21 protein-coding genes and 2 tRNA genes are annotated in these 25,382 nt (G+C 59.3%); 7 read left to right on the forward strand and 16 right to left on the reverse strand.

The genetic code is table 11. The annotated features are described in order from the left end of the window. Positions 1-50: 50 nt before the first annotated feature. From AC07W5_RS23745 to AC07W5_RS23775, 7 genes are all read right to left on the reverse strand, one after another. Positions 51-2,276: an autotransporter family protein gene (locus tag AC07W5_RS23745; RefSeq protein ID WP_495024445.1), complete on the reverse strand. Its 2,226-nt coding sequence runs from the start codon at positions 2,274-2,276 to the stop codon at positions 51-53. A gap of 462 nt (positions 2,277-2,738) precedes the next feature. Continuing rightward, positions 2,739-2,815: transfer RNA gene (locus AC07W5_RS23750), tRNA-Met, on the reverse strand. Positions 2,816-2,892: 77 nt separating this feature from the next. Beyond that, entirely contained in the window at positions 2,893-4,356 is a 1,464-nt protein-coding gene (locus AC07W5_RS23755) for an amidase (RefSeq protein WP_495024446.1), read from the reverse strand. Positions 4,357-4,416: 60 nt separating this feature from the next. After that, the gene (locus AC07W5_RS23760; protein ID WP_495024447.1) at positions 4,417-5,457 is read right to left on the reverse strand and encodes an ABC transporter substrate-binding protein; all 1,041 of its coding nucleotides are present in this window, start codon (positions 5,455-5,457) and stop codon (positions 4,417-4,419) included. A gap of 29 nt (positions 5,458-5,486) precedes the next feature. Further along, complete coding sequence (locus AC07W5_RS23765; protein WP_495024448.1) at positions 5,487-6,296, reverse strand: ABC transporter permease; 810 nt, start codon at positions 6,294-6,296, stop codon at positions 5,487-5,489. Next, positions 6,293-7,213, reverse strand: coding sequence for an ABC transporter permease (locus AC07W5_RS23770; RefSeq protein ID WP_494991772.1), 921 nt, complete (start codon positions 7,211-7,213; stop codon positions 6,293-6,295). The genes AC07W5_RS23765 and AC07W5_RS23770 overlap by 4 nt, the downstream gene beginning before the upstream one ends. Positions 7,214-7,226: 13 nt before the next feature. Then, a complete protein-coding gene (locus AC07W5_RS23775) occupies positions 7,227-8,345 on the reverse strand; it encodes an ABC transporter ATP-binding protein (protein ID WP_495011204.1) in 1,119 nt (372 codons plus the stop codon). A 252-nt stretch (positions 8,346-8,597) separates the two neighbouring features. Between AC07W5_RS23775 and AC07W5_RS23780 the strand changes: the two genes are divergently transcribed. Further along, entirely contained in the window at positions 8,598-9,503 is a 906-nt protein-coding gene (locus AC07W5_RS23780; RefSeq protein ID WP_494991774.1) for a LysR substrate-binding domain-containing protein, read from the forward strand. Positions 9,504-9,691: 188 nt separating this feature from the next. Here the strand turns inward: AC07W5_RS23780 and AC07W5_RS23785 are convergent, their stop codons facing one another. Continuing rightward, positions 9,692-11,749, reverse strand: a complete 2,058-nt coding sequence (locus AC07W5_RS23785) for a methyl-accepting chemotaxis protein (protein WP_495024449.1) — start codon at positions 11,747-11,749, stop codon at positions 9,692-9,694. Positions 11,750-12,083: 334 nt separating this feature from the next. Between AC07W5_RS23785 and AC07W5_RS23790 the strand changes: the two genes are divergently transcribed. After that, the gene (locus AC07W5_RS23790; RefSeq protein WP_495024450.1) at positions 12,084-13,301 is read left to right on the forward strand and encodes an MFS transporter; all 1,218 of its coding nucleotides are present in this window, start codon (positions 12,084-12,086) and stop codon (positions 13,299-13,301) included. Positions 13,302-13,474: 173 nt separating this feature from the next. Here the strand turns inward: AC07W5_RS23790 and ychF are convergent, their stop codons facing one another. The 8 genes from ychF to AC07W5_RS23830 all read right to left on the reverse strand — a co-directional run bounded on the left by ychF (position 13,475) and on the right by AC07W5_RS23830 (position 20,393). Continuing rightward, complete coding sequence (gene ychF, locus AC07W5_RS23795) at positions 13,475-14,575, reverse strand: redox-regulated ATPase YchF (RefSeq protein ID WP_494991777.1); 1,101 nt, start codon at positions 14,573-14,575, stop codon at positions 13,475-13,477. Between the two features lie 22 nt (positions 14,576-14,597). Beyond that, positions 14,598-15,182 carry an aminoacyl-tRNA hydrolase gene (gene pth / locus AC07W5_RS23800; RefSeq protein WP_489072296.1) on the reverse strand — a complete coding sequence of 195 codons (585 nt, stop codon included), beginning with the start codon at positions 15,180-15,182 and terminating at the stop codon, positions 14,598-14,600. Positions 15,183-15,351: 169 nt separating this feature from the next. Then, on the reverse strand, positions 15,352-15,951 hold the full coding sequence (locus AC07W5_RS23805; RefSeq protein WP_494991778.1) for a 50S ribosomal protein L25/general stress protein Ctc: 600 nt from the start codon (positions 15,949-15,951) through the stop codon (positions 15,352-15,354). Positions 15,952-16,092: 141 nt separating this feature from the next. Continuing rightward, on the reverse strand, positions 16,093-17,034 hold the full coding sequence (locus AC07W5_RS23810; RefSeq protein ID WP_003208392.1) for a ribose-phosphate pyrophosphokinase: 942 nt from the start codon (positions 17,032-17,034) through the stop codon (positions 16,093-16,095). Positions 17,035-17,081: 47 nt separating this feature from the next. Then, positions 17,082-17,156, reverse strand: a tRNA-Gln gene (locus tag AC07W5_RS23815). Between the two features lie 37 nt (positions 17,157-17,193). Further along, entirely contained in the window at positions 17,194-18,045 is an 852-nt protein-coding gene (gene ispE, locus AC07W5_RS23820) for a 4-(cytidine 5'-diphospho)-2-C-methyl-D-erythritol kinase (RefSeq protein ID WP_494991779.1), read from the reverse strand. Position 18,046: 1 nt separating this feature from the next. Continuing rightward, the gene (gene lolB / locus AC07W5_RS23825; RefSeq protein WP_495011201.1) at positions 18,047-18,664 is read right to left on the reverse strand and encodes a lipoprotein insertase outer membrane protein LolB; all 618 of its coding nucleotides are present in this window, start codon (positions 18,662-18,664) and stop codon (positions 18,047-18,049) included. A gap of 4 nt (positions 18,665-18,668) precedes the next feature. Further along, entirely contained in the window at positions 18,669-20,393 is a 1,725-nt protein-coding gene (locus AC07W5_RS23830) for a tetratricopeptide repeat protein (RefSeq protein WP_494991781.1), read from the reverse strand. Between the two features lie 192 nt (positions 20,394-20,585). On the opposite strand from AC07W5_RS23830, the gene hemA reads away from it, so the two are divergent. Genes hemA through murI form a run of 5 tightly spaced genes read left to right on the forward strand, consistent with a single transcriptional unit; the run spans position 20,586 to position 25,318 of the window. Next, the gene (hemA, locus tag AC07W5_RS23835; protein WP_494991782.1) at positions 20,586-21,875 is read left to right on the forward strand and encodes a glutamyl-tRNA reductase; all 1,290 of its coding nucleotides are present in this window, start codon (positions 20,586-20,588) and stop codon (positions 21,873-21,875) included. Next, complete coding sequence (prfA, locus tag AC07W5_RS23840) at positions 21,872-22,954, forward strand: peptide chain release factor 1 (RefSeq protein ID WP_494991783.1); 1,083 nt, start codon at positions 21,872-21,874, stop codon at positions 22,952-22,954. Before hemA ends, prfA begins: the two co-directional genes overlap by 4 nt. Continuing rightward, the gene (gene prmC / locus AC07W5_RS23845; RefSeq protein WP_494991784.1) at positions 22,955-23,785 is read left to right on the forward strand and encodes a peptide chain release factor N(5)-glutamine methyltransferase; all 831 of its coding nucleotides are present in this window, start codon (positions 22,955-22,957) and stop codon (positions 23,783-23,785) included. After that, positions 23,779-24,534 carry a molybdopterin-synthase adenylyltransferase MoeB gene (locus tag AC07W5_RS23850; RefSeq protein WP_494991785.1) on the forward strand — a complete coding sequence of 252 codons (756 nt, stop codon included), beginning with the start codon at positions 23,779-23,781 and terminating at the stop codon, positions 24,532-24,534. The genes prmC and AC07W5_RS23850 overlap by 7 nt, the downstream gene beginning before the upstream one ends. After that, complete coding sequence (gene murI, locus AC07W5_RS23855; RefSeq protein ID WP_495011198.1) at positions 24,527-25,318, forward strand: glutamate racemase; 792 nt, start codon at positions 24,527-24,529, stop codon at positions 25,316-25,318. The genes AC07W5_RS23850 and murI overlap by 8 nt, the downstream gene beginning before the upstream one ends. Positions 25,319-25,382: the final 64 nt, after the last annotated feature.

Below are 25,382 nucleotides of genomic sequence, written 5' to 3' on the forward strand. Positions count from 1 at the left end.
TTTTTCATGACTGAAAAATGGGCGTTATCAGGTCAGCTGAATCTAACGGATCAGAACTGCCAGCGCACCTGCACGTCACCGGTATTGGCGGTGTAACCGTTCGCCGCTTCCAGGGTGTACTTCGCCCCCAGGCTGAGGTTTTCGCTGTGCAGCAGCGTGACGCCCAGTGCCAGGACCCCGGTGTCATTGACCGGTTTCGCCCCCGGGCTGGTGAAGCTGGTGGCGCCCGAGGTATCGGCGGCATAGTTGGCGACCGATTGCAGGCTGGTGTCGTGGTACTCATGACGCCAGGTCAGTTGCGCCGACGGTACTACGCTGCCGTAGGACGTGGCGAAGGAGCGTTCCAGCTTGGCGCCCAGATCGCTTTTGAGCGAACTGGTGCTGGTGGAATCGACATGTAGTGCCGCGCCGTTGCCGCCGGTTTCGGTGAAGCTGTCCTGGCGCAAGGTGCTGTAGGTCAAGCCGGCAATTGGCGTGAGGACGGTGTGGGCCAGCGCCGCGCCGAGGTCGATCGGGTAACCGGCCTGTGCGGAGGCAATGTACTGCATTCCGTCGTGCTGGCCTTTGGCCGAACCGCTAAAGCCGGTGAAGTCGATTTCACGCGTGGTGTCGTATTGGTGCTGAACGGCACCGGCCGACAGGTCCAGGTACCACGGCTGGCCTTGGTAGCTGGCATAGCCGAACAGGCCGTAGGACTTCACGTCGGCAGAGCTGCCGGTGTTGTCGCCGTCGTTGTTCACCGTGGTTTTGGTGTAGCTGAACAGACCGCCGGCGCGCCAGCTGTCGTTGAGCGCGGCATCGGCCCCCAGCAGCAGGCCGCTGTAGTGGGCGTGGTAGCCGGCCACATCGTCGCGCTCACCCAGTCGGGAACTGCCGCCAAAGGCCTGGCCCCAGAGCCCGGTGTTGCTGGCGCTTTCACCGGTGGCGACGCCGCTGCCGAGGTTGTCGTTCTGCGCGGTGCGCAGGCCTTCGAGGTGCGCCGTGGTGACATTGAGCACTTGCACCGTAGACGCGGTAGACGCCTGAGTGGCAGCCGTCAGGTTCGCGGTCGGACTCAATTGGGCCCCGGCGTGGTTGCCGGCGGTCGGGGAGTCGAGGGCCGCGGCGGTGTTGAACAGGTTCATCAGGCCGGCATCGTAACCGCCGTAATTGAACAGCCCGGCCAGCGGGGCGACACTGCTGGCACTGGTGGCCCGATTGATCGGCGCATAAGAAGGTGTGACCGGACCAACCGGAGGCGTCGCAGGTATGGCCGCACCCAGGGTCACCAGCAAGTCGGCATGGGAGCCATCGGTCACACTGGTGCCCACTGCGTTATAACCCGGGACCGTGTAGTGAAGGCTGCTGGCATTGTAGGTCGTGCCAGCGGTGTTGGCCTGAATCACGATGTATCGCTGGCCTTGGGCAAAACCATAGCTGCCAAGCTTCTGCAAACCGACCGTGGAGCCTGCAGCGATGTTCGCCTTACCGGACACCACCAGGCGCCCATAGCCGCTGTCGGTGCTGATATCACCGGTGGTCACGGCATTGTCGGCCACACCGAGAATCAGGCTGGCGTCGCTGCCTTGGTAGTAATTGCCGGTGATCTTGATCGTATTGTTGACCTGCAGCGTGCCGGTAGTGTCATTGGCGGCAGTTTGAGTGTCGACGTTGATGTGGTCATTGAGCAACTGGTTGCCCGGCCCGAACACCACATTCGAGCCGATACTGCTGATCAGGCCGATGTTGGTGGCGCTCACACCGCCCGTGCCTGCGCCGGTCAGGATGCCAAACACCGATCCTGGACCGCCATTGATCGTCATGTTCGACGCGGAGTCATTGCGGATCGTGCCGGCGATGGTTCCGGAGTTGGTTATGGTGCCCAGCGTCGAGTGTGGACCGGTATAAATGGCGAACCCATTACTTGTGACAGTGCCACTGTTGTTCAGTGTGTTGAGGGTGTCGATGTTGTGAATGCCAAAGGTGCCGCCACTGATGGTGCCACTATTGCTCAACGTATCGATGTCGTAGCTGCGAATACCGGCATTGCCGCCAGAGATGGTGCCGCTGTTGCTCAGCGTACCGATTCTGCCCGAGTTCCTGATACCTGCACTGTTTCCACTGATAATGTTGCCCGCCGGGTTGTTCAGCAACGTGAGCGTGCCGCTGTTGTCAATGCCATACTCATTGGCCCGAGCGACGCTGACCTGGCCAGCTGCCAGTGCCGAAGCGGTGGCGATGGCCAGGACTGTCAATCGGCTTGGTGTCTGTGAGGGCTGGCGTGTAAAAGAGTGCATGAGGTACTCCCTGTAATATTCCTGTTATTTTCGTAAAAGTCTCGTTGAGACCTTCGGAATCAGCCATGCAGAACAGCGCAGGCCCGTGATTCACTCCCTGGTTGGCAGTCTAGTAAGGTTCTTGCGCGATTGTGCGGAGCTTTACGGAGAGGGGGGCATTGAGCGTGCGTCTGGCCGTCAGGTTTTACTCTGAATGCAGGCCGCCGGCATCCAGCTCGCGGTACTCCCAGGCGTTCGGCTTCAGTCCCAAAAGGGCGGGCTGATAAGGGCAACGTTTGATGTTGGAGCGTTTCATTTCCTTGTATCCCCTTGGTTCAGTTTTCTTGCAAGGAGTCACAGGGGGACATATGGAAGGAAGGTATGGGGGGATGCAAGGACAGATAGCCAGAAACAAGAAAGCCCGCACTAGGCGGGCTTCTTGATTTGTTTATAGGCCTCGGTAGAGGTCTATAAACAGGTACTTGGTGGCTACACAGGGACTTGAACCCCGGACCCCAGCATTATGAATGCTATGCTCTAACCAACTGAGCTATGTAGCCAAGTGGCGCGCATTATTCGCCGAGAAGGGAAAAGCGTCAAGCGTTTTTATTGAAAATTTATCTACGCTATCAATTGTTTATCGAAATACCTCTGTCAGCAGGGGCGCCGGGCAACGTTGGAACCACTGACTGGCCTGTTCATAGGCGTGGGCCAGCTGCAGTACGGCGAAGTCGGCCTGGTGCCGGCCGATGATTTGCAGACCCATCGGCAGGCCGTTCTGGCTGAAGCCGACCTGCACGTTCGCCACCGGGCATCCGCAGAGGGTGCCGGGGATGACCACTTCCATCCAGCGATGATAGGTGTCCATGGTCACACCTTCGATGGAGGTCGGCCAGGGAGTGGTTTTATCGAACGGGAAGACCTGGGCGCTGGGCAGCAGCAGGTAATCGTAACGTTCGAGCAGTTTGCTGATGGCGCGATACCAGTTGCTGCGGGTCACTGACGCAGCGAAGACGTCGCTGGCAGAGAGCTTCAGGCCATTTTCGATTTCCCAGCAGGCCTCCGGTTTCAACTGTGTGCGCTTTTGCGGGTCGGCATAGGCAGCGCCCAGGGAGCCGGCGACCATCCAGTGACGCAGGCTGCGCCAACTGTTCCAGAGCTGTTGCGCAGCGAAGTCCGGTTGCGTGGCTTCAATGCTGCAGCCAATGGCTTCAAAGTCGGAGAAGGCGCTCTGGCAAAGCTCGAGAATGCCTTTCTCCATCGGCAGATAGCCATTGAAGTCGCCGAGCCAGCCGAGGCGGGTGCCTTTGAAGTCGCGCTCCAGTGGTGCGGCGAAGGCGTTACCGGATTCGGCGATGGACAGCGGTGCTCGCGCATCCGCGCCGGCCTGTACCGAGAGCAGCAGCGCGGCGTCGCGTACGCTACGGCCCATAGGGCCTTCGTAGCCGAGTTGGTCGATGAACAGGTCGGCGCTGTCATCGAACGGCACCCGGCCCTGGGATGGGCGAAAGCCGAACACGTTGTTGAACGCTGCCGGGTTGCGCAGTGAACCCATCATGTCGCTGCCGTCGGCCACCGGCACCAGGTGCATGGCCAGCGCTGCGGCGGCACCACCGCTGCTACCGCCTGCGGTTTTGCTCGGGTCGTAAGCGCAGCCGGTGGCGCCGAACAATGGGTTGTAGGTCTGTGAGCCGAGGCCGAATTCCGGGGTGTTGGTCTTGCCGATAATGATCGCGCCAGCGGCCTTGATCCGCTCGGTCATGATGCCGTCGCGCTCTGGCACGAAATCTTTGTACAGCGGTGAGCCGAGCGTGGTGCGGATGCCACGGGTCAGCGACAGATCCTTGATGGCATGGGGCAAACCGTGCATCCAGCCACGGTAGAGACCGCGAGCCAGTTCTGCGTCGCGCAGGTCTGCCTGGGCCAGCAATTGGTCAGCCGGTTGCAGGCTGATCAATGCGTTGACCAATGGGTTGAAGCGCTCGATGTGGGCCAGGTAAGTCTGCATCACTTCCCGACACGACACCTGGCGCAGGCGAATGCGTTCGGCGAGTTCGTGGGCCTGCAGCAGGACCAGTTCGCTGATGTTATTGGAGGTCATTAAAACGCTGCCTTGTAGAAGACTGGGAAAACGCCCCGACGCCCTGTCGGGGCGGTCGGGTCAGCGCATCAGGCTGGTCCACAGACGGTCGGCAAGGCGGATAGCGCCTTCGCCGCAGGTCTTGCTGAACACCACTTGGGTGCCCTCCGGGATGTGCAGCTCGGGCGCGTCCTTGAGGCCAGCGTCGAGGAAGGGCTCCACGCCCTTGATCGGGCTCTGATGCTTGAGGAAGTTCTGGGTCATCGCGGCATTTTCAGGCTGGCTGAGGAAGGCGATGAAAGCCTTGGCGTTAGCCGGGTTTTTGCTGCCCTTGGGGATGACCATGTTGTCGACCCAGGCCAGTACGCCTTCTTTCGGGTAGAGGTAGCGCAGGCTGGGTTTCATCTCACGGGCGCGCATCGACGATCCGCCCCAGAAGGTCGACATGTCGACTTCACCCGAGGCCAGGTTCTCGCGGATCGAGCCGGCCTTGGAGCTGTAGGTTTTGACGAAGGGCTTTTGCGCTTTGAGCAGGGTCAGCACTTGCTGCATCTGTTTCGGGTCTTCGCTGCACAGCGGAATGTTCAGATACAGGCTGGCCATGTCGACCACATCGCTTACCGAGTCGAACATGTTGATCCGCCCTTGCAGTTCGGCCGGTGGCTCGTAAAGGACTTTGTAGCTGTCCGTCGGGCCTTTGTAGCGCTCGGTGTTCAGCACCACGCTGGTGGTGCCCCAGATGAACGGCATGGAGTAAGCGCCTTCCGGGTCCCAGGTGGGCTTTTTCAGATTATCGGCGACGCTGGCGTAGTAGGGCTGGTTGACTGGGTCAAAGCGCTCGAGCAGTTGCTCCTTGATCAGGATCGGAATGAACTGGTGCGACGGAATCGCCACGTCGTAGCCCGCGCCGCCCTGTTTGAGCTTGGCCAACAGTGTCTCGTTGGAGTCGTAGGAGTCCACGGTGACTTCGATGCCCGTCTGTTTCTGGAACTTGGCGAGAATCTGCGGCGAGAAATAGCCGCTCCAGCTCACCACGTTCAATTTTTCGGCCGCCTGAGCACTGCCGAGCAGAGGCAATGTCAGTAACAAAGAGGTGCCGAGGCTTGCGATCAACTTGCTCATGGTATTTCCTCAAGGTGGAATAGGCAGGTTCAGACTTTCTTTTTACTCAACAGGTAGGAGAGGCTGACGAACAGCACCGAGACCCCGAGGATCAAGGTCGAGACGGCATTGACGTCGGGTGTTACGCCCATTCGCAGCAAGCCGAAGATGAAGATCGGCAGGGTGGTGGTGCCGGCCTGGGAGACCATCATCGAGATCACGAAGTTATCCAGCGAGACAATGAAGGCCAGCATCAGCCCGGAGACGATTCCCGGCATCAGCAGCGGCAGGGTGATCTTGCGAAAGGTTCGCCAGGGACCTGCATAGAGGTCGGCCGAAGCGTGTTCCAGGGACAGGTCCATGTCGTTGAGCCGCGCGCGGATCGGCAGATAGGCGAAGGGGATGCAGAACACCGTGTGGGCGATGATCAGGTTGCCGTAACCGAGCGACAGGCCGATGGTGGAGAACAGCGCCAGCGTGGCCACGCCAACGACGATTTCCGGCAGCACCAGTGGCAACATGATTGCGCCCATGGACAGTTGCATCCCCTTGAATTTGGCGCCCCGCGAGGTACCGAGTGCCGCGAGTGTGGCAATCGCGGTGGCGATCATGCTGGCGCTAACGGCGATCAGCAGGCTGTTACCGGCGGCCTGTCGCAACGCCTGATTGGCAAACGCCGCGCGGTACCAGTCGAGACTGAAACCGGTCCAGACCGTGGCCGACTGATTGGCGTTGAAGGAGAACACCACCAGCACCACGATCGGCGCGTAGAGGTACAGGTAGAACAGCAAGCTGAAGCCGCCGAAGCCCGGGAAGTCCTGCACGCTGAGCCCGTTTCGTTTGAGCAGACGCAACATCATTCACCTCCTTTGGCGATGCGCTGGTGTTCGGCGCGCAGGGCGTAAACGGTCAATACCAGCATCACTGCGGCCATCAGCACCAGCGACAGGGCAGCGCCGAACGGCCAGTTACGGGCATCGCTGAACTGCCGGAAAATCAGGTTGCCGAGCATCATTTTGGTTCCGCCACCAAGCAGTTCCGGGGCAATCATCGCGCCCAGGCAAGGGACGAAGGTCAGGATCGCGCCGGCGAAAATCCCCGGTTTGGCGATCGGTAGCACGACTTTGATCAGCGTCCGCCAACGCCCGGCATACAAGTCCTGCGCAGCTTCCAGCAGGCGGATGTCCATCTTTTCCAGGGTCGCGTAAATCGGCAGCACCACGAACGGTGCGTAGGTATAAACCAGCCCCAGCAGCACCGCGCCATCGGTATAGAGCAGTTGCAATGGTTGATCGATCACGCCGAGCCCCATCAAGCTGTTGTTGATCACCCCGGTGTTACGTAGCAGCAGAATCCAGGCGTAGGTGCGGATCAGCAGATTGGCCCAGAACGGCACGGTGATCAGGAATATCAACAGCCCGCGACGATGGGCCGGCTGCATGGCCAGCCAGACCGCCACTGGAAAACCGATCAACAGCGTGATGACCGTGGTCAGCCCCGCAATGCCGATGGAGCGCAGGGCGATGATCAGGTACGAGTCGGCGAAGGCCAGGCTGTCGTCCAGTTGCCGTTCGAACAGCAACGAGGTGTAGGCGTCGCTGCTGAAGACCTTGTTCACCCCGCCATAGGGGTTGGCTTCCATCAGTGAATAGCCGATCACGATCAGAATCGGCACGATCAGAAACAGGCCGATGGCGAGTAGCGCGGGAGTCACCCCGAGGAAGCTGCCGAAGGCCTTGCGCCGTGCCAGAGTGGTGGATATCGGTGAAGCGTGCATGGGAGTCCCTCGCTCAATCCAGCAAAACGCTGGCGCTGCCTCGATCGAACAGCAGGCCGGCCCGACTGTTGACCGGGAAGCGCTGGCTTTGGTCGACGCTGTTGGGCGTGCGCACGGTGAGGCGCGAACCGTCGGCCAGGCTGACCTGGTATTGCAGGTCGGTGCCCAGGTAGATCTGCGCGTCGATCCTGCAGGGCAGGGCACCGGTAGCGCCATCTGGCACCAGGTGCAGGCGTTCCGGACGCACCGAGAGCGCAACGCTGTCGCCGATGGCTACGTCGCTGCAGGGCTGAGCCGGCAAGGGGTGACCGGCCGGGCCATCGAACCAGGCCAGCCCGGCCTCGACTCGTGAGACCCGGCCTTCGATGAAGTTGGTCTCGCCAATAAAGTCGGCGACGAAGCGATTGCGCGGGCGCTCATAGATGTCTTCCGGACGACCGACCTGCTGCACTTCGCCTTCGGATAACACGGCGATGCGGTCGGACATGGTCAGCGCTTCTTCCTGGTCGTGGGTGACGAAAATGAAGGTGATACCGGTCTTGGCCTGGATGGTTTTCAGCTCTTCGCGCATGGCTTGGCGAAGCTTGAGGTCAAGGGCCGAAAGCGGCTCGTCGAGCAGCAGCACCTTGGGATGCGGCGCCAGTGCCCGGGCCAGGGCAACCCGTTGCTGCTGGCCGCCAGACAATTGTGTCGGGCGGCGCGTGGCGAAGCGTTCCATCTGCACCAGTGCGAGCATTTCCCGCACGCGCTCGGCGATCTGCACCTTGCTCAGGACTTTGCCCATGGGCTGCGATTCGAGGCCGAAGGCCAGGTTCTCGGCGATGGTCATATGTGGGAACAGCGCGTAGTGCTGGAACACCGTATTGACCGGGCGCTTGAAGGGCGGGCGATCGGCGATGTTTTCGCCGTAGAGCAGGATCTCGCCCTGGGTCGGAAACTCGAACCCGGCGATCATCCGCAGAAGGGTGGTTTTGCCACAGCCGGAAGGGCCGAGGAGGGTGAAGAACTCGTTGTCGCGGATATCCAGGTCGATGCTTTTCAGCGCCACCGGACCGGTTTGCGGATCTCCGTAAACCTTGCGTACCGAGCGAATGGACACAGCCAGCGTTTGCAGCGAATGCAGGGCATTCATGCGTTACCTCCGATTCCCCCATCGCCTGTTCGAATTGCTCGGCAAAGAGCTGCGTCGTCAGGCCATGGATATTATTTTTTTGGGCAGGATCGAGATGTTTTCGGGTGTGCAGCGAGCCGCGTCGGCGGGCTCTTTGTTCTGTTCTTGTTGTTCTGGTGTGGCTCGATTATCAGTGAGGGGTTGCAGGTGCGAAACTTCAATTTTAACATAGGAGCTGTTAAATAATTTAATAGCTAGAGGCGGTTCTACCCAATGCCTACCCACCGTTTGCCGCCACTCAATGCCGTACGCGCTTTTGATGCGGCGGCGCGTCTGGGCAGCTATGTCGAAGCCTCAAAAGCGCTGCACGTGACCCAGCCAGCGATTGGCCGGCATGTGAAGTTGCTTGAGGAGTGGCTTGGCGTGCAGCTATTTGAGCGGACCTCACGCGGGGTTGTGCTGACAGTCGCCGGGCAGAAATACCACCACAAAATCTCCGCGGCTTTGCAGTTGATCGTTGAGGCCGGGAAGGAGTTGCTGCCCAGAGATTCCGAGCGCTGGCTGCGGATCATGGTGGTGCCGGGCTTCGCCAAGCGCTGGCTGACACCCAGGCTTGAGGCGATGCGGCATCTGCGACCGGGGTTGAAGTTCGCCATCGAACCCAACTCGACCTTTACCGAAGTAGATGGCAAGAGCGCTGACTTGGGCATCGTTTATGGCCTGGATGGGCAGTACGCCAATTCCCGCGCGACCTTGATCTGCCCGCGGGTATTTCCGATTTGTACGCCGGGGTACCTGGCGAGCATCGAGCCGATTCACAGCCCGGTCGATCTGGTGAAACACAATTTGATCCACTTTGACGACGGCGAATGGTGGAACATGTGGTTCGCCGCCAATGATCTGGATATTCACCTGACTTCCGACGTGTTGTACGTCAACAATGACCACGCCTTATCGGTGGCCGAAAGCGGCCAGGGTATTGCACTGGCCAACGAAGTATTGGTACGCGATGAACTCGAGGCCGGCACCCTGGTGCGAGCAGTTGAGGCCCAGGTGAAACTGGAAAGCTATCGCGTACTGACGCCGTCAGCCGCGTTGTCGGCGGATGTGCAATGGTTTATCCAGTGGTTGTCGACGTCGCTGGAGCAGGAGTTTCCAGAGGCGGTGGTCGGGGTTTGATGGCCCCGACTTGACGTCAAAAGTGAAGGCCTGCACCTACCCCGTAGCAGCTGCCGAAGGCTGCGTTCGGCCGCACAGCGGTCGTAATCCGGGCAACTCAAGTGTCCTGTTGAATCGCGTCAGGACTCTTTGCGACTGCTGCGCGCTCGAACGCAGCCTTCGGTAGCTGCTACAGAAGATTGCGACACCTAGTTCAACCGAAACCTCCCCGTATTCTCACTCAGCGCCTTACTACCCTGGCTCAAGGTGTCCGCCGCGCGGTTCACCGCTCGTGCGCCTTCAAGCAGGCGCATGGCCGCTTGATCGACCTGTTGAATATTGCCGCTGACTTCATCGGCGGTGCTGGCCTGTTCTTCGACGGCAGTCGCAATCTGCGCCAGGGTATCGGTGACGCTTTGCACCGCACTGGCAATTTCTACCAGGCGTTCGCCAAGCCCGGTCACTGCCTGGGCATCGGTTTGTGCCTGACCGCAGGCGGCTTCCATCAAGGCCACGGCCTCGCTCACCGTGGCCCGCAGGCTATCGACGGTACCGGCGATTTGCGCGGTGGAGGATTGGGTGCGCTGCGACAGGCTGCGCACTTCATCGGCCACCACGGCAAACCCACGACCTTGCTCCCCGGCCCGGGCCGCCTCGATGGCGGCGTTCAACGCCAGCAGATTGGTCTGCTCGGCAACGCCGCGAATGGTATCCACCACCAGCTGGATCTGCTGCCCTTGCTCGCTGACCCGGCCAAGTGCTGCGGCAGTCTCGTTCAGGCGCTGGTTGAGTTGCTGGATGCTGGCGGTGGTCCGCTGACTGTCGCGGCTGCTGTCGGCGGCAATACGCTGGGTGTGCCGGGCACTGCCGGAAGCCTGTTCGCAGCTGTGTGCGACACCTTGTGAGGTGGCGGCCAGTTGGGTCGCCGCCGCGGCGATCTGGCTGATCTGCAATTGCTGTGCTTCGACTTCGCCCAAGGCGCCGCTGGAGTGGTCGTTGAGGGTGCGTACTGCGTCACTCAGTTGCAGGGTTTCGTGATCAACCCCGAGCAGACTGGTACGCAACTGCACCACCGCGACGTTGAGCGCGCTGCTGATGGCGGCCAGTTCATCGCGCCCGTGTACCGGTACTTGCAAAGACAGGTTGCCGTCACGCAAGGACTCGGCCAGCAAGGTGATGCCGCTGGCACTGCGACGGATCGATGTCTGCAAGCAGATGAACAGGTACAGCGCTGCCAGTAGCAGGCCGCCGAAGATCGTCGCCACCAGGATGAATTGGCGGATGGCCGAGCTCTGGTAGTAATCCAGGCGGCTGTCCAGCGACACCAGGGACTGTTGGCGCAACGATGACAGGTCCATGAGGAGGGCGTCGAGGCTGCGCTCGAAGTCTTGCGGCTTGAGATTGATGCTGCCGCCGAACACGCCGTCGTCGAGCACTTTGAGGCCGTCATCCAGATGCTTCAGGCTGTCGTGGTATTGCCCGGCCCAGGATCGCAACGCGCTGGGCAGCCGGGCTTCGAGCAGGCTGCCGGTCTTCACCAGTTGCTCGCGGGCGTCGCCGATGCGGCTGCGCAGGTCCCGCAGTTGCAGGCGGCTTTGCAGGGTGAATTGCCCGGACACCACTGAGGCCTGGCCGACACTGGCCAGGCGACCAACCCGTTCGATCAGGTCTGGAGCGTGCTGAGTGGAAATCTGCGTCAGCAGGCAGGTTTCCAGCCATGGGGCGAGGATCAGTCGGTTGTCCATGGCTATCTGCTCGCGCAAGGCTTGCAACGCGCTCAATGCGGCGGTGAAGCGCTCGTAGCCGTCCGGCCACCAGCCGACGCTGCTCAGGCTTTTGGAGTCCAATCCGCTTAGAGCCGCTTGCAGCCCTTGATAGCGACTCAAGGTGTCGCCGACGGCACCTTCGGTTTGCAGAGCGGTGCCGAGGTCGGTGACGGCTTGAGTGACGGCGGGCTGGACCGAGTCGAACGCAGCCATGGCGGCAAGGGTCGCCGGTGTAGGCTGACGATTGGTTTCTGTTGCTCGCCAGCGGGCGGCGCGGTCACGCTGAGTGGCCAGCAAGTTGTCCAGACTGTCGAGGGCCAGCAATTGGCGAACTCCGGCACGCTCGCCGGAGATCAGGCTTAACTTGTCGCGGTAGTCCTGGCCGATTATCCACAGGCTGCCCATCAGCGGCAGGATGAACAGCAGAAACAACAGCTGAAACTTGCGGGCAAAGCCGAAGCGCCCAAGCAGTCTGATTCCTGGTGATAGAAAAACCTGCATGCCCGACTACTCCTCTGAGCACCACGCACCAATGGCGTGCAGTCCTGGCGGTGTGGCCTGGACCTGTGCTTGCTGTTAAAGGCCTCGGAAAATCGCAATCGCGAGCCCTGTGCGGTGAGCCCTGTAGCGAAACTTCCCATTCTCGGTCCCCTTTGTAAGGGGCCGCGTTGAAGTGGATAAGCAAGGCAAGATTCAGACCATGGCTTTGAGCTATCACGTTATGCGTTGTAAGGTTTGAAGTTGTTGGCAGGCTAGGGGGATGGCTTTGCTGCGCTGAAAAATGGCACATTGACCCACCTGCAAATGCGCACCCATCTGTTGTACGGAAACTCTTATGGCTATCAGTAACCTTCAGACCTCCGCGAGCCCGGCTTCTACCGCCCCGCAAACCAGCCCTTTGGTCATGCGCATCATCGGTGCCGTGGCTTTGGCGCATTTGATCAATGACCTGATTCAGGCGGTGTTGCCATCGATCTATCCAATGCTCAAGGCCAACTATGGACTGACCTTCACTCAGGTCGGCTTGATCACATTGACCTTTCAGCTCACCGCTTCGCTGTTGCAGCCATGGGTCGGGTATTACACCGATCGCCATCCCCAGCCCTATCTGCTGCCGATGGGTATGGTCAGCACGTTGATTGGCATTTTGATGCTGTCTCAAGTCGGTAGCTTCCCGCTGATTCTGTTGGCCTCGGCGTTGATTGGTATCGGCTCTTCGACCTTTCACCCGGAAGCTTCGCGGGTCGCGCGACTGGCCTCGGGCGGCCGTTATGGCTTGGCGCAGTCGACCTTCCAGGTCGGTGGTAACGCCGGCTCGGCGTTCGGGCCGTTGCTGGCGGCAGCGATCATCATTCCGTTCGGCCAGGGCAACGTCGCCTGGTTCGGGGTGTTTGCGGTGTTCGCCTTGGGCGTGCTGTATGCGATCAGCCGTTGGTACAGCAATCACCTGAATCTGTTCAAACTCAAGCGGGGCCAGGCCGCAACCCATGGCTTGTCGAAAGGGCGGGTACTGAGTGCATTAGTCGTGCTTGGGCTGCTGGTGTTCTCCAAGTACTTCTACATGGCCAGCTTCACCAGCTATTTCACTTTTTACCTGATCGAGAAATTCGACCTGTCGGTGGCCAGCTCACAGTTGCATCTGTTCCTGTTTCTCGGTGCGGTCGCGGCGGGGACGTTCTTTGGCGGCCCGATCGGCGACAGGATCGGTCGCAAGGCGGTCATCTGGTTCTCGATTCTCGGCGTGGCGCCGTTCACGTTGTTGCTGCCTCACGTGGACCTGTTCTGGACCAGCGTGCTGAGCGTGGTGATCGGCTTCATTCTGGCTTCTGCATTCTCGGCCATTGTGGTTTACGCACAGGAATTGGTACCAGGTAATGTCGGGATGATTGCCGGGGTGTTCTTTGGTCTGATGTTTGGTTTCGGCGGGATTGGTGCGGCGCTGCTTGGGCATCTGGCCGACATACACGGCATCGAGTACGTGTACCTGCTGTGCTCGTTCCTGCCGTTGTTCGGTGTTTTGGCGATCTTTTTGCCGAGAACCAAAAAGGCATAAGTCAGAGATCCTGGAGCGAAGCTTGCCCGCGAAGAACGATGACGCGGTCTAATAGAAAGACCGTAGCGTCTATATCGCGGGTAAGCCTCGCTCCTACGGAATATGTGGTGGTTTGATAATCACCAGGCACAAAAAAGCCGCGTCGAGACGCGGCTTTTTCTTGGGCGTTTCTTTTACACGTTGAAGCGGAAGTGCATCACGTCGCCGTCTTTGACGATGTAATCCTTGCCTTCCAGACGCCATTTACCGGCTTCTTTGGTGCCGGCTTCGCCCTTGTACTGGATGAAGTCGTTGTAGGCGATGACTTCGGCGCGGATGAAGCCTTTTTCGAAGTCGGTGTGGATCACCCCGGCCGCTTGTGGCGCAGTAGCACCGACTTTTACGGTCCAGGCGCGGACTTCTTCAACACCGGCGGTGAAGTAGGTCTGCAGGTGCAGCATTTCGTAGCCGGCGCGGATCACGCGGTTCAGGCCAGGCTCTTCCAGGCCCAGGGCCTCGAGGAACATGTCTTTCTCTTCGCCGTCGTCAAGCTCGGCGATTTCCGCTTCGATCTTGTTGCAGACCGGTACAACCACTGCCCCTTCTTCTTCGGCGATGGCCATGACCACGTCGAGCAGCGGGTTGTTTTCGAAGCCGTCTTCGGCAACGTTGGCGATGTACATGACCGGTTTGGTGGTCAGCAGGTGGAAGCCACGGATCACCGCTTTCTCGTCGGTGCTCATGTTCTTCATCAGGCTGCGCGCAGGCTTGCCTTCGGTGAAGTGAGCGATCAACTGCTCCAGCAGGCCTTTCTGAACCACGGCGTCCTTGTCACCACCCTTGGCGTTACGGGTGACTTTCTGCAGTTGCTTCTCGCAGCTGTCGAGGTCGGCGAAGATCAGTTCGAGGTCGATGATCTCGATGTCGCGTTTCGGGTCGACGCTGTTGGAGACGTGAATCACGTTCTCGTCTTCGAAGCAGCGGACCACGTGGGCGATGGCATCGGTTTCACGGATGTTGGCCAGGAACTTGTTGCCCAGACCTTCACCTTTCGAGGCGCCGGCAACGAGGCCTGCGATGTCGACGAATTCCATGGTGGTCGGCAGGATGCGCTTGGGTTTGACGATTTCCGCCAGTGCGTCCAGACGCGGATCGGGCATTGGCACTATGCCGCTGTTCGGCTCGATGGTGCAGAAGGGAAAGTTCTCGGCCGCGATACCGGATTTGGTCAGGGCGTTGAACAGGGTGGACTTGCCGACGTTAGGCAGGCCGACGATGCCGCAGTTGAATCCCATGGTGTTTCCCCTCGGATAAGAGTCAGGCCTTCTGGCTGTGCAGGTTTTTCATCGCGCGGTTCCATTCACCAGCGAGAATATCCGGCAGCACGCCGAGGGCAAAGTCGATGCTTGCATCGAGTTTTTCCTGTTCGGCGCGTGGCGCACGACCCAGGACAAAATTTGAAACCATACTGGCGACGCCTGGGTGGCCGATGCCAAGCCGCAAGCGGTGGAAAGTATTCTGATTGCCGAGCTGCGCGATGATGTCGCGCAGGCCGTTATGACCGCCATGCCCGCCGCCCTGTTTGAGCTTGGCTACGCCGGGTGGCAAGTCGAGTTCGTCGTGCGCCACCAGTATCGCTTCCGGTGGGATGCGGTAAAAACCGGCAAGTGCCGCTACGGCCTGGCCACTTCGGTTCATGAACGTGGTGGGAATCAGCAGACGAACATCCTGACCCTGATGCGTGAAGCGCCCGGTCAGGCCAAAAAATTTGCGCTCGGGCACCAGATTGATGCGCTGGGCCGATGCGATGCGCTCAACAAAAAGGGCCCCTGCGTTATGCCGGGTCTGTTCGTATTCGGTGCCTGGATTTCCCAGGCCAACGATCAGTTGTATGGCAGTCACATCAGGGGCCCTTCTTTGGAGTTGTGGATAGCATCGCCGCGTTGAGGTTGTGCGGCGAAAGTGGACGAAAAATGCTCATTTACCATTATGTAAACTCCGCGTTCTCGCCCGCTTTCTCGCTACGCTCTAGTCCGCGATGTTTCCAACAAACTCCGGCGTACAGAGTGAATTACTCTGCAGCGCCTTCTGCAGCTTCTGGAGCAACACGTGGAGCGTGAACGTTGGCAACAGCCAGGTCGTTACCGTGAGCCAGAGCTACGAACTCAACGCCTTTAGGTGCTTTGAGGTCGGACAAGTGAATGATCGAACCGATTACGGCGCTAGCCAGGTCGACTTCGATGAATTCAGGCAGATCTTTTGGCAGGCAAGAAACTTCGACTTCAGCAACAACGTGCGAAATTTCGCCGCCTTTCTTCAGGGCAGCTTCTTCGTTGATGAAGTGCACTGGAACGTGAGCGGTCAGTTTCTGGCCAGCTACAACGCGTACGAAGTCAGCGTGCATCACGTGGCCTTTGGCCGGGTGACGCTGCAGAGCTTTGATAACGACGTTTTGCTTGGTGCCGCCAACGTTCAGTTCGATAACGTGGCTGAAAGCAGCTTCGTTTTCGAGCAGTTTGGCAACTTCTTTAGCCAGCATGCTGATGGATTCAGGGGCTTTTTCGCCACCGTAAACTACAGCTGGAACCAGGCTTGCGAGACGACGCAGGCGGCGGCTCGCACCTTTCCCCAGGTCGGAACGCACTTCAGCATTCAGAGTAAAATCGTTCATGTTGTATCTCCAAAATAACCACATTCGCCCCAGCGTTTGCGACCAGCGCTAAAGGCGATATGGGCAAAAAAGCCCCGCCCCAACAAGAATGCCGGGGCGGGGCGCTTTTCGTCATCGTGATGAGTGCGAAGGGCAGGGCCCTTAGCGGAACATCGCGCTGATCGATTCTTCGTTGCTGATACGGCGAACCGCTTCGGCAACTACCGGTGCGATATCCAGTTGACGGATACGCGAACAGGCTTGTGCTGCAGCGGACAGCGGGATGGTGTTAGTCACCACCAGCTCGTCCAGCATGGAATTTTCAATGTTTTCGATCGCTCGACCCGACAGCACAGGGTGTGTGCAGTAGGCAAAGACCTTGGCAGCGCCATGCTCTTTCAAGGCTTTAGCCGCGTGGCACAAGGTGCCGGCGGTATCGACCATGTCATCGACCAGAATACAGGTACGCCCTTCGACATCACCGATGATATGCATCACTTCAGAGTGATTGGCTTTCTCACGGCGCTTGTCGATGATCCCGAGATCCACGCCCAGGGATTTGGCAACAGCACGTGCACGCACGACGCCGCCAATGTCCGGGGACACGATCATCAGGTTTTCGAAGCGTTGGTCTTCGATGTCATCCACCAATACCGGGGAGCCGTAGATGTTATCTACCGGAATATCGAAGAAGCCCTGGATCTGGTCAGCATGCAAATCAACCGTGAGAACACGATCGATGCCGACTACGGTGAGCATGTCAGCGACGACTTTCGCGCTGATAGCCACACGTGCGGAACGCGGACGGCGGTCCTGACGGGCATAACCAAAGTAGGGGATCACCGCAGTGATTCGAGTTGCTGAGGAGCGACGGAAGGCATCAGCCATCACGACGAGTTCCATCAGGTTATCGTTGGTCGGAGCACACGTCGGCTGAATGATGAAGACGTCTTTACCGCGGACGTTTTCATTAATCTCAGCGGTGATTTCGCCGTCGGAAAACTTACCGACAGAAATGTCACCGAGTGGGATATGCAGCTGACGTACAACACGCCGAGCCAGATCGGGGTTAGCGTTCCCCGTAAAGACCATCATCTTGGACACGCGCAGTACCTGAAGGCTGAGGGTATACCTGGATGAGTATAGGAAAATGGCAGGGGCGGCTGGATTCGAACCAACGCATGGCAGGATCAAAACCTGCTGCCTTACCGCTTGGCGACGCCCCTGTATCTGTTGCAACGAGTGCCCAGCACCCGGTTCCTTTTAGAGCAGACTTTGCAGCTTGCGATGCAACATCGAAACGTTGCTTCCCTTTGCTACAAACCCTGTTAGGGTCTCTGTAAGAAGGGCCGAGACTTTATCAGCTTCAGCTTTGCTTGGGAAGCCCCCAAACACACAACTTCCAGTTCCGGTGAGTTTTGCTTCGGTAAATTTACCTAACAAATTCAATGCGTTACGTACATCTGGATAACGCCTTGCTACCACCGGTAAGCAGTCATTTCGACTGTTTCCCTTGGGAACGGGGCGCACTTTAATGGGCGGAGAGTTACGTGTCAACAGTGGATCTGAAAAAATTTCTGCTGTACTTACAGATACTTGCGGCACAAGCACGAGATACCACGGCTCTTCGGGGTCTACGGGGGTGAGTTTTTCTCCCACACCCTCAGCGAAAGCTGCGTGCCCACGCACGAAAACCGGGACGTCCGCGCCCAATGTCAGGCCCAAAGCCGCTAATCGATCTTCATCCCAACCCGTTTGCCAGAGGTGATTGAGGCCGAGCAGAGTGGTCGCCGCATTTGAACTGCCGCCACCGATTCCGCCGCCCATGGGCAGAATTTTTTCGATCCAGATATCGATTCCCAGCGTGGAGCCGGATTGTTCCTGAAGCTTTTTCGCCGCGCGCACGATCAAATTGCTGTCGTGGGGGACGCCGTCGAATTCGGTATGCAGCTTGATGATGCCGTCATCGCGAACGGCAAAGGTCAGTTCGTCGGCATAATCGAGAAACTGAAACAACGTCTGCAGCTCGTGGTAGCCGTCTTCACGGCGACCGAGGATATGCAGCATCAGATTGAGTTTTGCCGGAGCAGGCAGGGTCAGGCGTGGAGTTGTCATGTCATTGCCCCAGTTTGCGCGGTTGCCAGTCCTTGATCACCAGCGTGACGTCGAGGTCGGGACCATGCAGCTTGATTCGTTCCGGTAGCCAGAAACCGTTCTCTTGGGCGTAGCTCAAATACTCGACCTGCCAGCCATCCTGCTCGAGGTTGGCCAGGCGGCTGTCGGCATCGAGGTTCAGGCGGCTTTTGCTATCGGGCGCGGGAAGACCGCGAACCCACCAGACCAGATGCGAGACCGGCAGCCTCCAGCCGAGTTGTTCTTCCAGCAGGGCCTCTGGCGTAGGCGCTTCATAGCGTCCCTGGTTGGCGACTTCCAGTGCCACCCGGCCCGGGCGACCGGTCAGGCGTGCCGCGCCGCGACCCAATGGGCCGGACAGGCGTATGTCGTAGTAGTCCTGACGTTGTAGCCAGAACAAGGTGCCGCTACCCGAATCCTTCGGCGCGCGAATGCCGACCTTGCCGCTGATCTGCCAGCCATCGAGGCTGCTCAACTGTTGTTTGTGCACGCGCCATTGCGCGGGGTTGCCGTGACCTTCGACGGACTCACGGGCGCCAAAGCCCGCGCAACCGGCAAGCAGGGCGATGAAGCTGAAAACGATAAAGTGGCGCAAAAACATAATCTTAAAAAGTCTCGGATCCGGTCAGGCGCTTAATGGTGCTGCGCAGGGTAGGGCTGTCGGGCTGATCCTTGAGGAATTTGCCCCAGATTTGCTTGGCCTCGCGTTGTTTGCCGTTGGCCCACAGGACTTCGCCCAGGTGCGCAGCGACCTCCTGATCGGGGAAGCGCTCAAGGGCCTGGCGCAGCAAGCGTTCGGCTTCATCGAGGTTGCCCAGGCGGAAGTTCACCCAGCCGAGGCTGTCGAGTACCGCCGGATCTTCCGGATTCAGCTGATGAGCCTGTTCGATCAGCGCCTTGGCTTCGGCGTAACGCGTTGTACGGTCCGACAAGGTGTAGCCCAGAGCATTCAGCGCCATCGCATTGTTCGGATCGTGCTTGATGATCAGCCGCAGGTCTTTTTCCATCTGCGCCAGGTCATTGCGCTTTTCCGCCTGCATGGCGCGGGTATACAGCAGATTCAGATCGTCCGGGTACTGCTGCAAGGCTTGCTGCAATACTTTCCAGGCGCGATCGCCCTGATTGTTGGCAGACAAGGTCTCAACCTCGATCAGATACAGCTGTATTGCGTAATCGGGTTGAGTGTCGCGGGCAGTGGCCAAACGGCTTTCGGCTTCGCTGGTGCGACCGTTGTTCATCAGAATATCGGCCTGACGCAATTGCGCCGGCAGGTAGTCATTGCCCGGTGCAACCTGGGCGTATTCGATCAGTGCACCTTGTGGGTCGTTGCGTTCTTCGGCGATGCGGCCCAGGTTCAGGTGTGCCGAATCGACGTGGCTTTCCCGGGCGATCAGGTCTTCCAGATAGCCCTTGGCCTCTTCCCAGGCCTTGGCTTCCAGGCAGACAAGCGCCAGTGAGTAACGCAGCTCGTCATCTTCCGGGTATTGCTGAACCAGCCTGGAAAACTCGACTTTGGCGTCGTGCATGCGGTCCTGTTCGACCAGCATGCGTGCATAAGTCAGGCGCAGGCGTTTGTCGTCCGGGTATTTACGGATGCTTTTTTCCAGCAGTGGCAAGGCTTCCTTGCCACGACCCATGCTTTGCAGCAGGCGGGCGTGGAGCAACAGCGGTGCTACTTCGCCATCTTCCGGTGGATTTTTTTCAAGGAGGGTCAGTGCGGCCCCAGATTCACCATTCTGTTGCAGCAACAACGCTTTGCCGAAGATCAACTGACCGTTTTTCGGGTGTTTCTGCAGTAACCGGTCAAAACTTTTGATCAAGCCGTTGCGGGTGTCCTGGTCGGTATCGGCGGCAGACAAGGCAAGAAAGTCGAAATGGGTGTCGCCTTTGCCTTGCAGGACTTTCTCCATGTAGACCATGGAATCGTCATAACGCCCGCCGCGGGCCAATTGAACGGCTGCGGCACGTTGCGCCTCCAGATCGTCCGGGGCGTTTTTCGCCCAGATCAGAGCGGTGTCCAGCGCTGCCTGATCGGCACCCAGGTACTCGGCGATGCGGAACGCCCGTTCGGAGATTCCCGGATCCTGAGTATTGATGGCCTGGGTCACATAGTTGTCCAGTGCAATGTCGAAACGATTGCGCTGGCCAGCCAGTTCCGCACTCAGCAGACTGAAGATCGTATCTTCGCTGAACGAACTGTAAACCTTGGGCTTTTCAGGGGCCGGAGTGCTGTCTTCGACCGGTGGCGTACCGTCCGATGATACGGGTGCCAAGGCCTGGCAGCCGCTTAGGAAGACAAAAGCAAGGAGCAACGCGGAGGATCTATTCATATAGGAAGAGGACGACTAACCTGCGGTCGGATCATCATGACACAAGCCTTCGGCCAAACATAACCGCCCCGTTAATTCATATTAAAGGGCGCTCGAATGCTTCGTGCAGGGGGGATTCGTTGCGGCAATGGTTGTTCTGAATCTGGCGAAGTAGGACAATTGACGGCTTCTCGACATCATCAGCGACCTTGAATGGCCTTTCTTGCACTCGGTATCAACCACAAGACTGCTTCAGTAGACGTCCGCGAGCGCGTGGCCTTTACCCCTGAGCAGTTGGTTGAGGCCTTGCAGCAGCTCTGCCGCCTCACCGATAGCCGCGAAGCTGCGATCCTCTCCACCTGCAATCGCAGTGAACTGTATATAGAACAGGATCACCTTTCGGCTGACATCGTGCTGCGCTGGCTGGCCGATTATCACCAATTGAGCCTCGAGGAGCTGCGTGCGAGTGCTTATGTGCATGAAGATGATGCGGCCGTTCGTCACATGATGCGTGTGGCTTCAGGGCTGGATTCGCTGGTGCTGGGTGAACCGCAGATTCTCGGCCAGATGAAGTCGGCCTACGCCGTGGCTCGCGAGGCCGGCACCATTGGTCCGCTGCTCGGGCGCTTGTTTCAGGCGACGTTCAATGCGGCCAAACAGGTGCGTACCGACACCGCCATCGGTGAAAACCCGGTGTCGGTGGCCTTTGCCGCCGTCAGCCTGGCGAAACAGATTTTCAGTGACTTGCAACGCAGCCAGGCTCTGTTGATTGGCGCCGGCGAAACCATCACGCTGGTCGCCCGACATCTGCATGAGCTTGGCGTCAAGCGTATCGTGGTCGCCAACCGCACGCTGGAGCGCGCGAGCATTTTGGCCGAACAGTTCGGTGCCCACGCGGTGCTGCTCTCGGATATCCCGGCAGAATTGGTTCGCAGCGACATCGTCATCAGCTCCACTGCCAGCCAGTTGCCGATTCTGGGCAAGGGCGCGGTCGAGAGTGCATTGAAGCTGCGCAAGCACAAACCGATCTTCATGGTTGACATCGCCGTGCCGCGCGATATCGAGCCGGAAGTCGGCGAGTTGGACGACGTTTACCTCTATAGCGTCGACGATCTCCACGAAGTGGTCGCCGAAAACCTCAAGAGTCGTCAGGGTGCTGCGCAAGCGGCGGAAGAGATGGTGTCCATCGGCGCCGACGACTTCATGGTGCGATTGCGTGAACTGGCGGCGGTGGATGTACTCAAGGCCTACCGCCAGCAAAGCGAACGCCTGCGTGATGAAGAGCTGCTCAAGGCCCAGCGCATGCTCGCCAATGGCAGCAACGCCGAAGACGTGCTGGTGCATCTGGCCCGCGGCCTGACCAACAAATTGCTGCATGCCCCGAGCGTGCAGTTGAAAAAGCTTTCCGCCGAAGGCCGCCTCGATGCGCTGGCCATGGCTCAGGAACTCTTTGCCCTCGGTGAGGGCCCATCGGATAGCTTTTCGGATAAAAAACCGCAATGAAAGCGTCACTGCTCAATAAGCTGGACATCCTCCAGGACCGTTTCGAGGAATTGACCGCCTTGCTTGGCGATGGCGAAGTCATTTCCGACCAGAACAAGTTCCGTACCTATTCCAAGGAATACGCGGAAGTTGAACCGATTGTCACCACCTATGCACAACTGCTCAAGGTTCAAGCTGACCTCGAAGGCGCCCAGGCGCTGCTCAAGGACAGCGACCCGGACATGCGCGAAATGGCGGTCGAGGAAGTGCGCGAAGCCAAAGAGCGGCTGATCGAGCTCGAAGGCGACCTGCAACGCATGCTGCTGCCCAAGGATCCCAACGACGGGCGCAACGTCTTCCTCGAGATACGTGCCGGCACCGGCGGTGACGAAGCGGCGATTTTCTCCGGCGACCTGTTCCGTATGTATTCACGCTACGCCGAGCGTCGCGGCTGGCGGGTGGAAATTCTCTCGGAGAACATAGGCGAGCACGGCGGCTATAAAGAAGTCATTGCCCGGGTCGAAGGCGACAACGTCTATGGCAAACTGAAATTCGAATCGGGTGCCCATCGCGTGCAACGGGTTCCAGCGACAGAATCTCAGGGCCGTATTCACACCTCGGCCTGTACCGTGGCGGTATTGCCTGAGCCGGATGAACAGGAAGCCATCGAGATCAACCCGGCGGACCTGCGGGTCGATACCTATCGCTCCTCCGGCGCCGGTGGTCAGCACGTCAACAAGACCGACTCGGCGATCCGCATCACTCACCTTCCTTCGGGAATTGTGGTTGAGTGCCAGGAAGAACGTTCTCAGCACAAGAACCGTGCGCGGGCGATGTCCTGGCTGTCGGCCAAGTTGAACGACCAGCAGACCAGCGCCGCGGCCAATGCCATCGCCAGCGAGCGTAAGTTGCTGGTAGGTTCGGGTGATCGTTCCGAGCGGATCCGTACCTATAACTTTGCTCAAGGCCGGGTTACCGATCATCGGGTCAACCTGACCCTGTATTCCCTTGATGAAATCCTCGCGGGCGGCGTCGAAGCGGTGATCGAGCCATTGCTGGCCGAATATCAGGCCGATCAACTGGCATCGATAGGTGAGTAAATGACGATTATTGCCAGCTTGTTACGCTCGGCCGAACTGCCTGATTCGCCCACGGCCCGTCTGGATGCCGAGTTATTGCTGGCAGCAGCTCTGGGCAAGTCCCGCAGTTTTCTGCACACCTGGCCAGAGCGGATCGTCAGCAGCGAAGCTGCGCTGACCTTTGCCGATTATTTACAGCGCCGCCGCGCTGGCGAGCCGGTGGCCTATATTCTCGGCCAGCAGGGTTTCTGGAAGCTGGACCTGGAAGTCGCGCCGCATACACTGATTCCGCGTCCGGACACTGAGCTGCTGGTGGAGGCCGCGCTGGAACTGTTGCCGGCTACACCTGCCAAGGTGCTCGATCTGGGCACCGGCAGCGGCGCGATTGCCTTGGCCCTGGCCAGTGAACGTCCGGCCTGGCACGTCACGGCGGTGGATCGGGTGCTCGAAGCCGTGGCCCTGGCCGAGCGCAACCGGCAGCGGCTGAACCTGAACAATGTCACGGTGCTCAACAGTCACTGGTTCAGCGCACTGCAAGATCATCGTTTCCAGCTAATTATCAGTAACCCGCCGTACATTGCCGATGCCGATCCGCATCTGGTGGCCGGTGATGTGCGTTTCGAGCCGGCCAGTGCGCTGGTGGCGGGTGTGGACGGACTCGACGATCTGCGTCTGATCATCGCCCAGGCACCGCAACACCTCGAGGCGGGCGGCTGGTTGATGCTTGAACATGGCTACGACCAGGCGCTGGCAGTGCGTGATTTGCTGCTGACTCGCGGCTTTGAAGAAGTACACAGTCGTAAAGATCTGGGCGACCACGAACGTATCAGTCTGGGGCGTCTACCGTGCTGAATGATCAGGAGCTGTTGCGCTATAGCCGGCAGATTTTGTTGCAGCATGTCGACATCGACGGTCAGTTGCGCCTCAAGAACAGCCGCATATTGATCGTCGGCCTCGGCGGTCTCGGTGCGCCGGTGGCCTTGTACCTGGCGGCGGCCGGGGTTGGCGAGCTGCATCTGGCGGACTTCGATACGGTCGATCTGACCAACCTGCAACGGCAGATCATTCATGACACGGACAGCGTTGGCCTGAGTAAGGTCGATTCGGCGATTCGTCGCCTTACAGCGATCAATCCAGAGATTCAGTTGATCGCCCATCGCTCGGCGCTGGACGAAGACTCGCTGGCAGCCGCTGTCGCTGCTGTCGATCTGGTTCTTGATTGCTCCGATAATTTCTCTACCCGCGAAGCCGTCAATGCGGCCTGTGTTGCGGCGCGCAAACCCTTGGTCAGCGGCGCGGCGATTCGCCTGGAGGGGCAGCTTTCGGTGTTCGATCCGCGTCGGCCCGAGAGCCCTTGTTACCACTGCTTGTATGGGCACGGCAGCGAAGCCGAATTGACCTGCAGTGAAGCCGGCGTGCTCGGTCCGCTGGTGGGGCTGGTCGGTAGCCTGCAAGCCCTTGAGGCGCTGAAATTGCTGGTCGGCTTTGGCGAACCGCTGGTGGGGCGCTTGCTGTTGATCGATGCCTTGGGTACGCGCTTTCGCGAACTGCGGGTCAAGCGTGATCCAGGCTGCGGTGTCTGCGGGCCAAAACATGCGTGAAGCGCCGATTGGTGTGTTCGACTCCGGTGTCGGCGGTCTGTCGGTGCTGGGTGAAATCCAGCGCCTGCTGCCCAACGAGTCGCTGCTGTACTTCGGCGACTGCGGCAACATTCCCTATGGCGAGAAGACTCCGGAGTTCATTCGGCAGCGCTGCAGCGTGATGGCTGAATTCTTCGCCCGGCAGGGTGCCAAGGCGTTGGTGCTGGCCTGTAACACGGCGACGGTGGCCGGTGTTGCGGACTTGCGTCGCGATTACCCGGACTGGCCGATCGTCGGTATGGAGCCAGCGGTGAAGCCGGCGGCGGCAGCGACCCGCAGCGGTGTGGTCGGCGTGCTGGCAACTACCGGGACCTTGCAGAGCGCCAAGTTTGCCGCGTTGCTCGACCGTTTCGCCACCGATGTGCGGGTCATTACCCAACCTTGCCCCGGGCTGGTGGAGCTGATTGAAGCGGGTGATCTGCACAGTGCCGTGCTTCGCCAGCTACTGCTCGGTTACCTTGAGCCCCTGTTGGCGGCAGGTTGCGACACCATCATTCTCGGCTGCACCCACTATCCCTTTCTCAAGCCATTGCTCAAGCAGATGCTCGCTGACGAGATCAGCCTGATCGATACCGGCGCCGCCGTGGCCCGGCAACTTCAACGCTTGCTCGCCGAGCGTGAAATGCTCGCCGAAGGCCCCGCACACGAAGCGAAATTCTGGACCAGTGCCAGCCCTGAGCATCTGAGAAATATCTTGCCGTTGCTATGGAATAAGTCTGGCGCTGTGCAAAGCTTCCCTTTGTAAAAAAATTAAAAAAAACGATTCAAAAGAGCTGAGCTTCTACGTCAGCACCGAGTTCTATAGCTAG

Source organism: Pseudomonas sp. GW821-FHT01E05, assembly GCF_059422425.1.

What these genes read in the sequence shown, in the direction of transcription:
- ychF (WP_494991777.1), bottom strand. Translation starts at nt 14,575, where the DNA reads ATGGGATTCAACTGCGGCATCGTCGGCCTGCCTAACGTCGGCAAGTCC.
- hemA (WP_494991782.1), top strand. Translation starts at nt 20,586, where the DNA reads ATGGCCTTTCTTGCACTCGGTATCAACCACAAGACTGCTTCAGTAGAC.
- AC07W5_RS23790 (WP_495024450.1), top strand. Translation starts at nt 12,084, where the DNA reads ATGGCTATCAGTAACCTTCAGACCTCCGCGAGCCCGGCTTCTACCGCC.
- AC07W5_RS23780 (WP_494991774.1), top strand. Translation starts at nt 8,598, where the DNA reads ATGCCTACCCACCGTTTGCCGCCACTCAATGCCGTACGCGCTTTTGAT.
- AC07W5_RS23775 (WP_495011204.1), bottom strand. Translation starts at nt 8,345, where the DNA reads ATGAATGCCCTGCATTCGCTGCAAACGCTGGCTGTGTCCATTCGCTCG.
- murI (WP_495011198.1), top strand. Translation starts at nt 24,527, where the DNA reads ATGCGTGAAGCGCCGATTGGTGTGTTCGACTCCGGTGTCGGCGGTCTG.
- AC07W5_RS23765 (WP_495024448.1), bottom strand. Translation starts at nt 6,296, where the DNA reads ATGATGTTGCGTCTGCTCAAACGAAACGGGCTCAGCGTGCAGGACTTC.
- prfA (WP_494991783.1), top strand. Translation starts at nt 21,872, where the DNA reads ATGAAAGCGTCACTGCTCAATAAGCTGGACATCCTCCAGGACCGTTTC.
- AC07W5_RS23760 (WP_495024447.1), bottom strand. Translation starts at nt 5,457, where the DNA reads ATGAGCAAGTTGATCGCAAGCCTCGGCACCTCTTTGTTACTGACATTG.
- AC07W5_RS23745 (WP_495024445.1), bottom strand. Translation starts at nt 2,276, where the DNA reads ATGCACTCTTTTACACGCCAGCCCTCACAGACACCAAGCCGATTGACA.
- lolB (WP_495011201.1), bottom strand. Translation starts at nt 18,664, where the DNA reads ATGTTTTTGCGCCACTTTATCGTTTTCAGCTTCATCGCCCTGCTTGCC.
- AC07W5_RS23755 (WP_495024446.1), bottom strand. Translation starts at nt 4,356, where the DNA reads ATGACCTCCAATAACATCAGCGAACTGGTCCTGCTGCAGGCCCACGAA.
- prmC (WP_494991784.1), top strand. Translation starts at nt 22,955, where the DNA reads ATGACGATTATTGCCAGCTTGTTACGCTCGGCCGAACTGCCTGATTCG.
- ispE (WP_494991779.1), bottom strand. Translation starts at nt 18,045, where the DNA reads ATGACAACTCCACGCCTGACCCTGCCTGCTCCGGCAAAACTCAATCTG.
- AC07W5_RS23805 (WP_494991778.1), bottom strand. Translation starts at nt 15,951, where the DNA reads ATGAACGATTTTACTCTGAATGCTGAAGTGCGTTCCGACCTGGGGAAA.
- AC07W5_RS23785 (WP_495024449.1), bottom strand. Translation starts at nt 11,749, where the DNA reads ATGCAGGTTTTTCTATCACCAGGAATCAGACTGCTTGGGCGCTTCGGC.
- AC07W5_RS23770 (WP_494991772.1), bottom strand. Translation starts at nt 7,213, where the DNA reads ATGCACGCTTCACCGATATCCACCACTCTGGCACGGCGCAAGGCCTTC.
- AC07W5_RS23830 (WP_494991781.1), bottom strand. Translation starts at nt 20,393, where the DNA reads ATGAATAGATCCTCCGCGTTGCTCCTTGCTTTTGTCTTCCTAAGCGGC.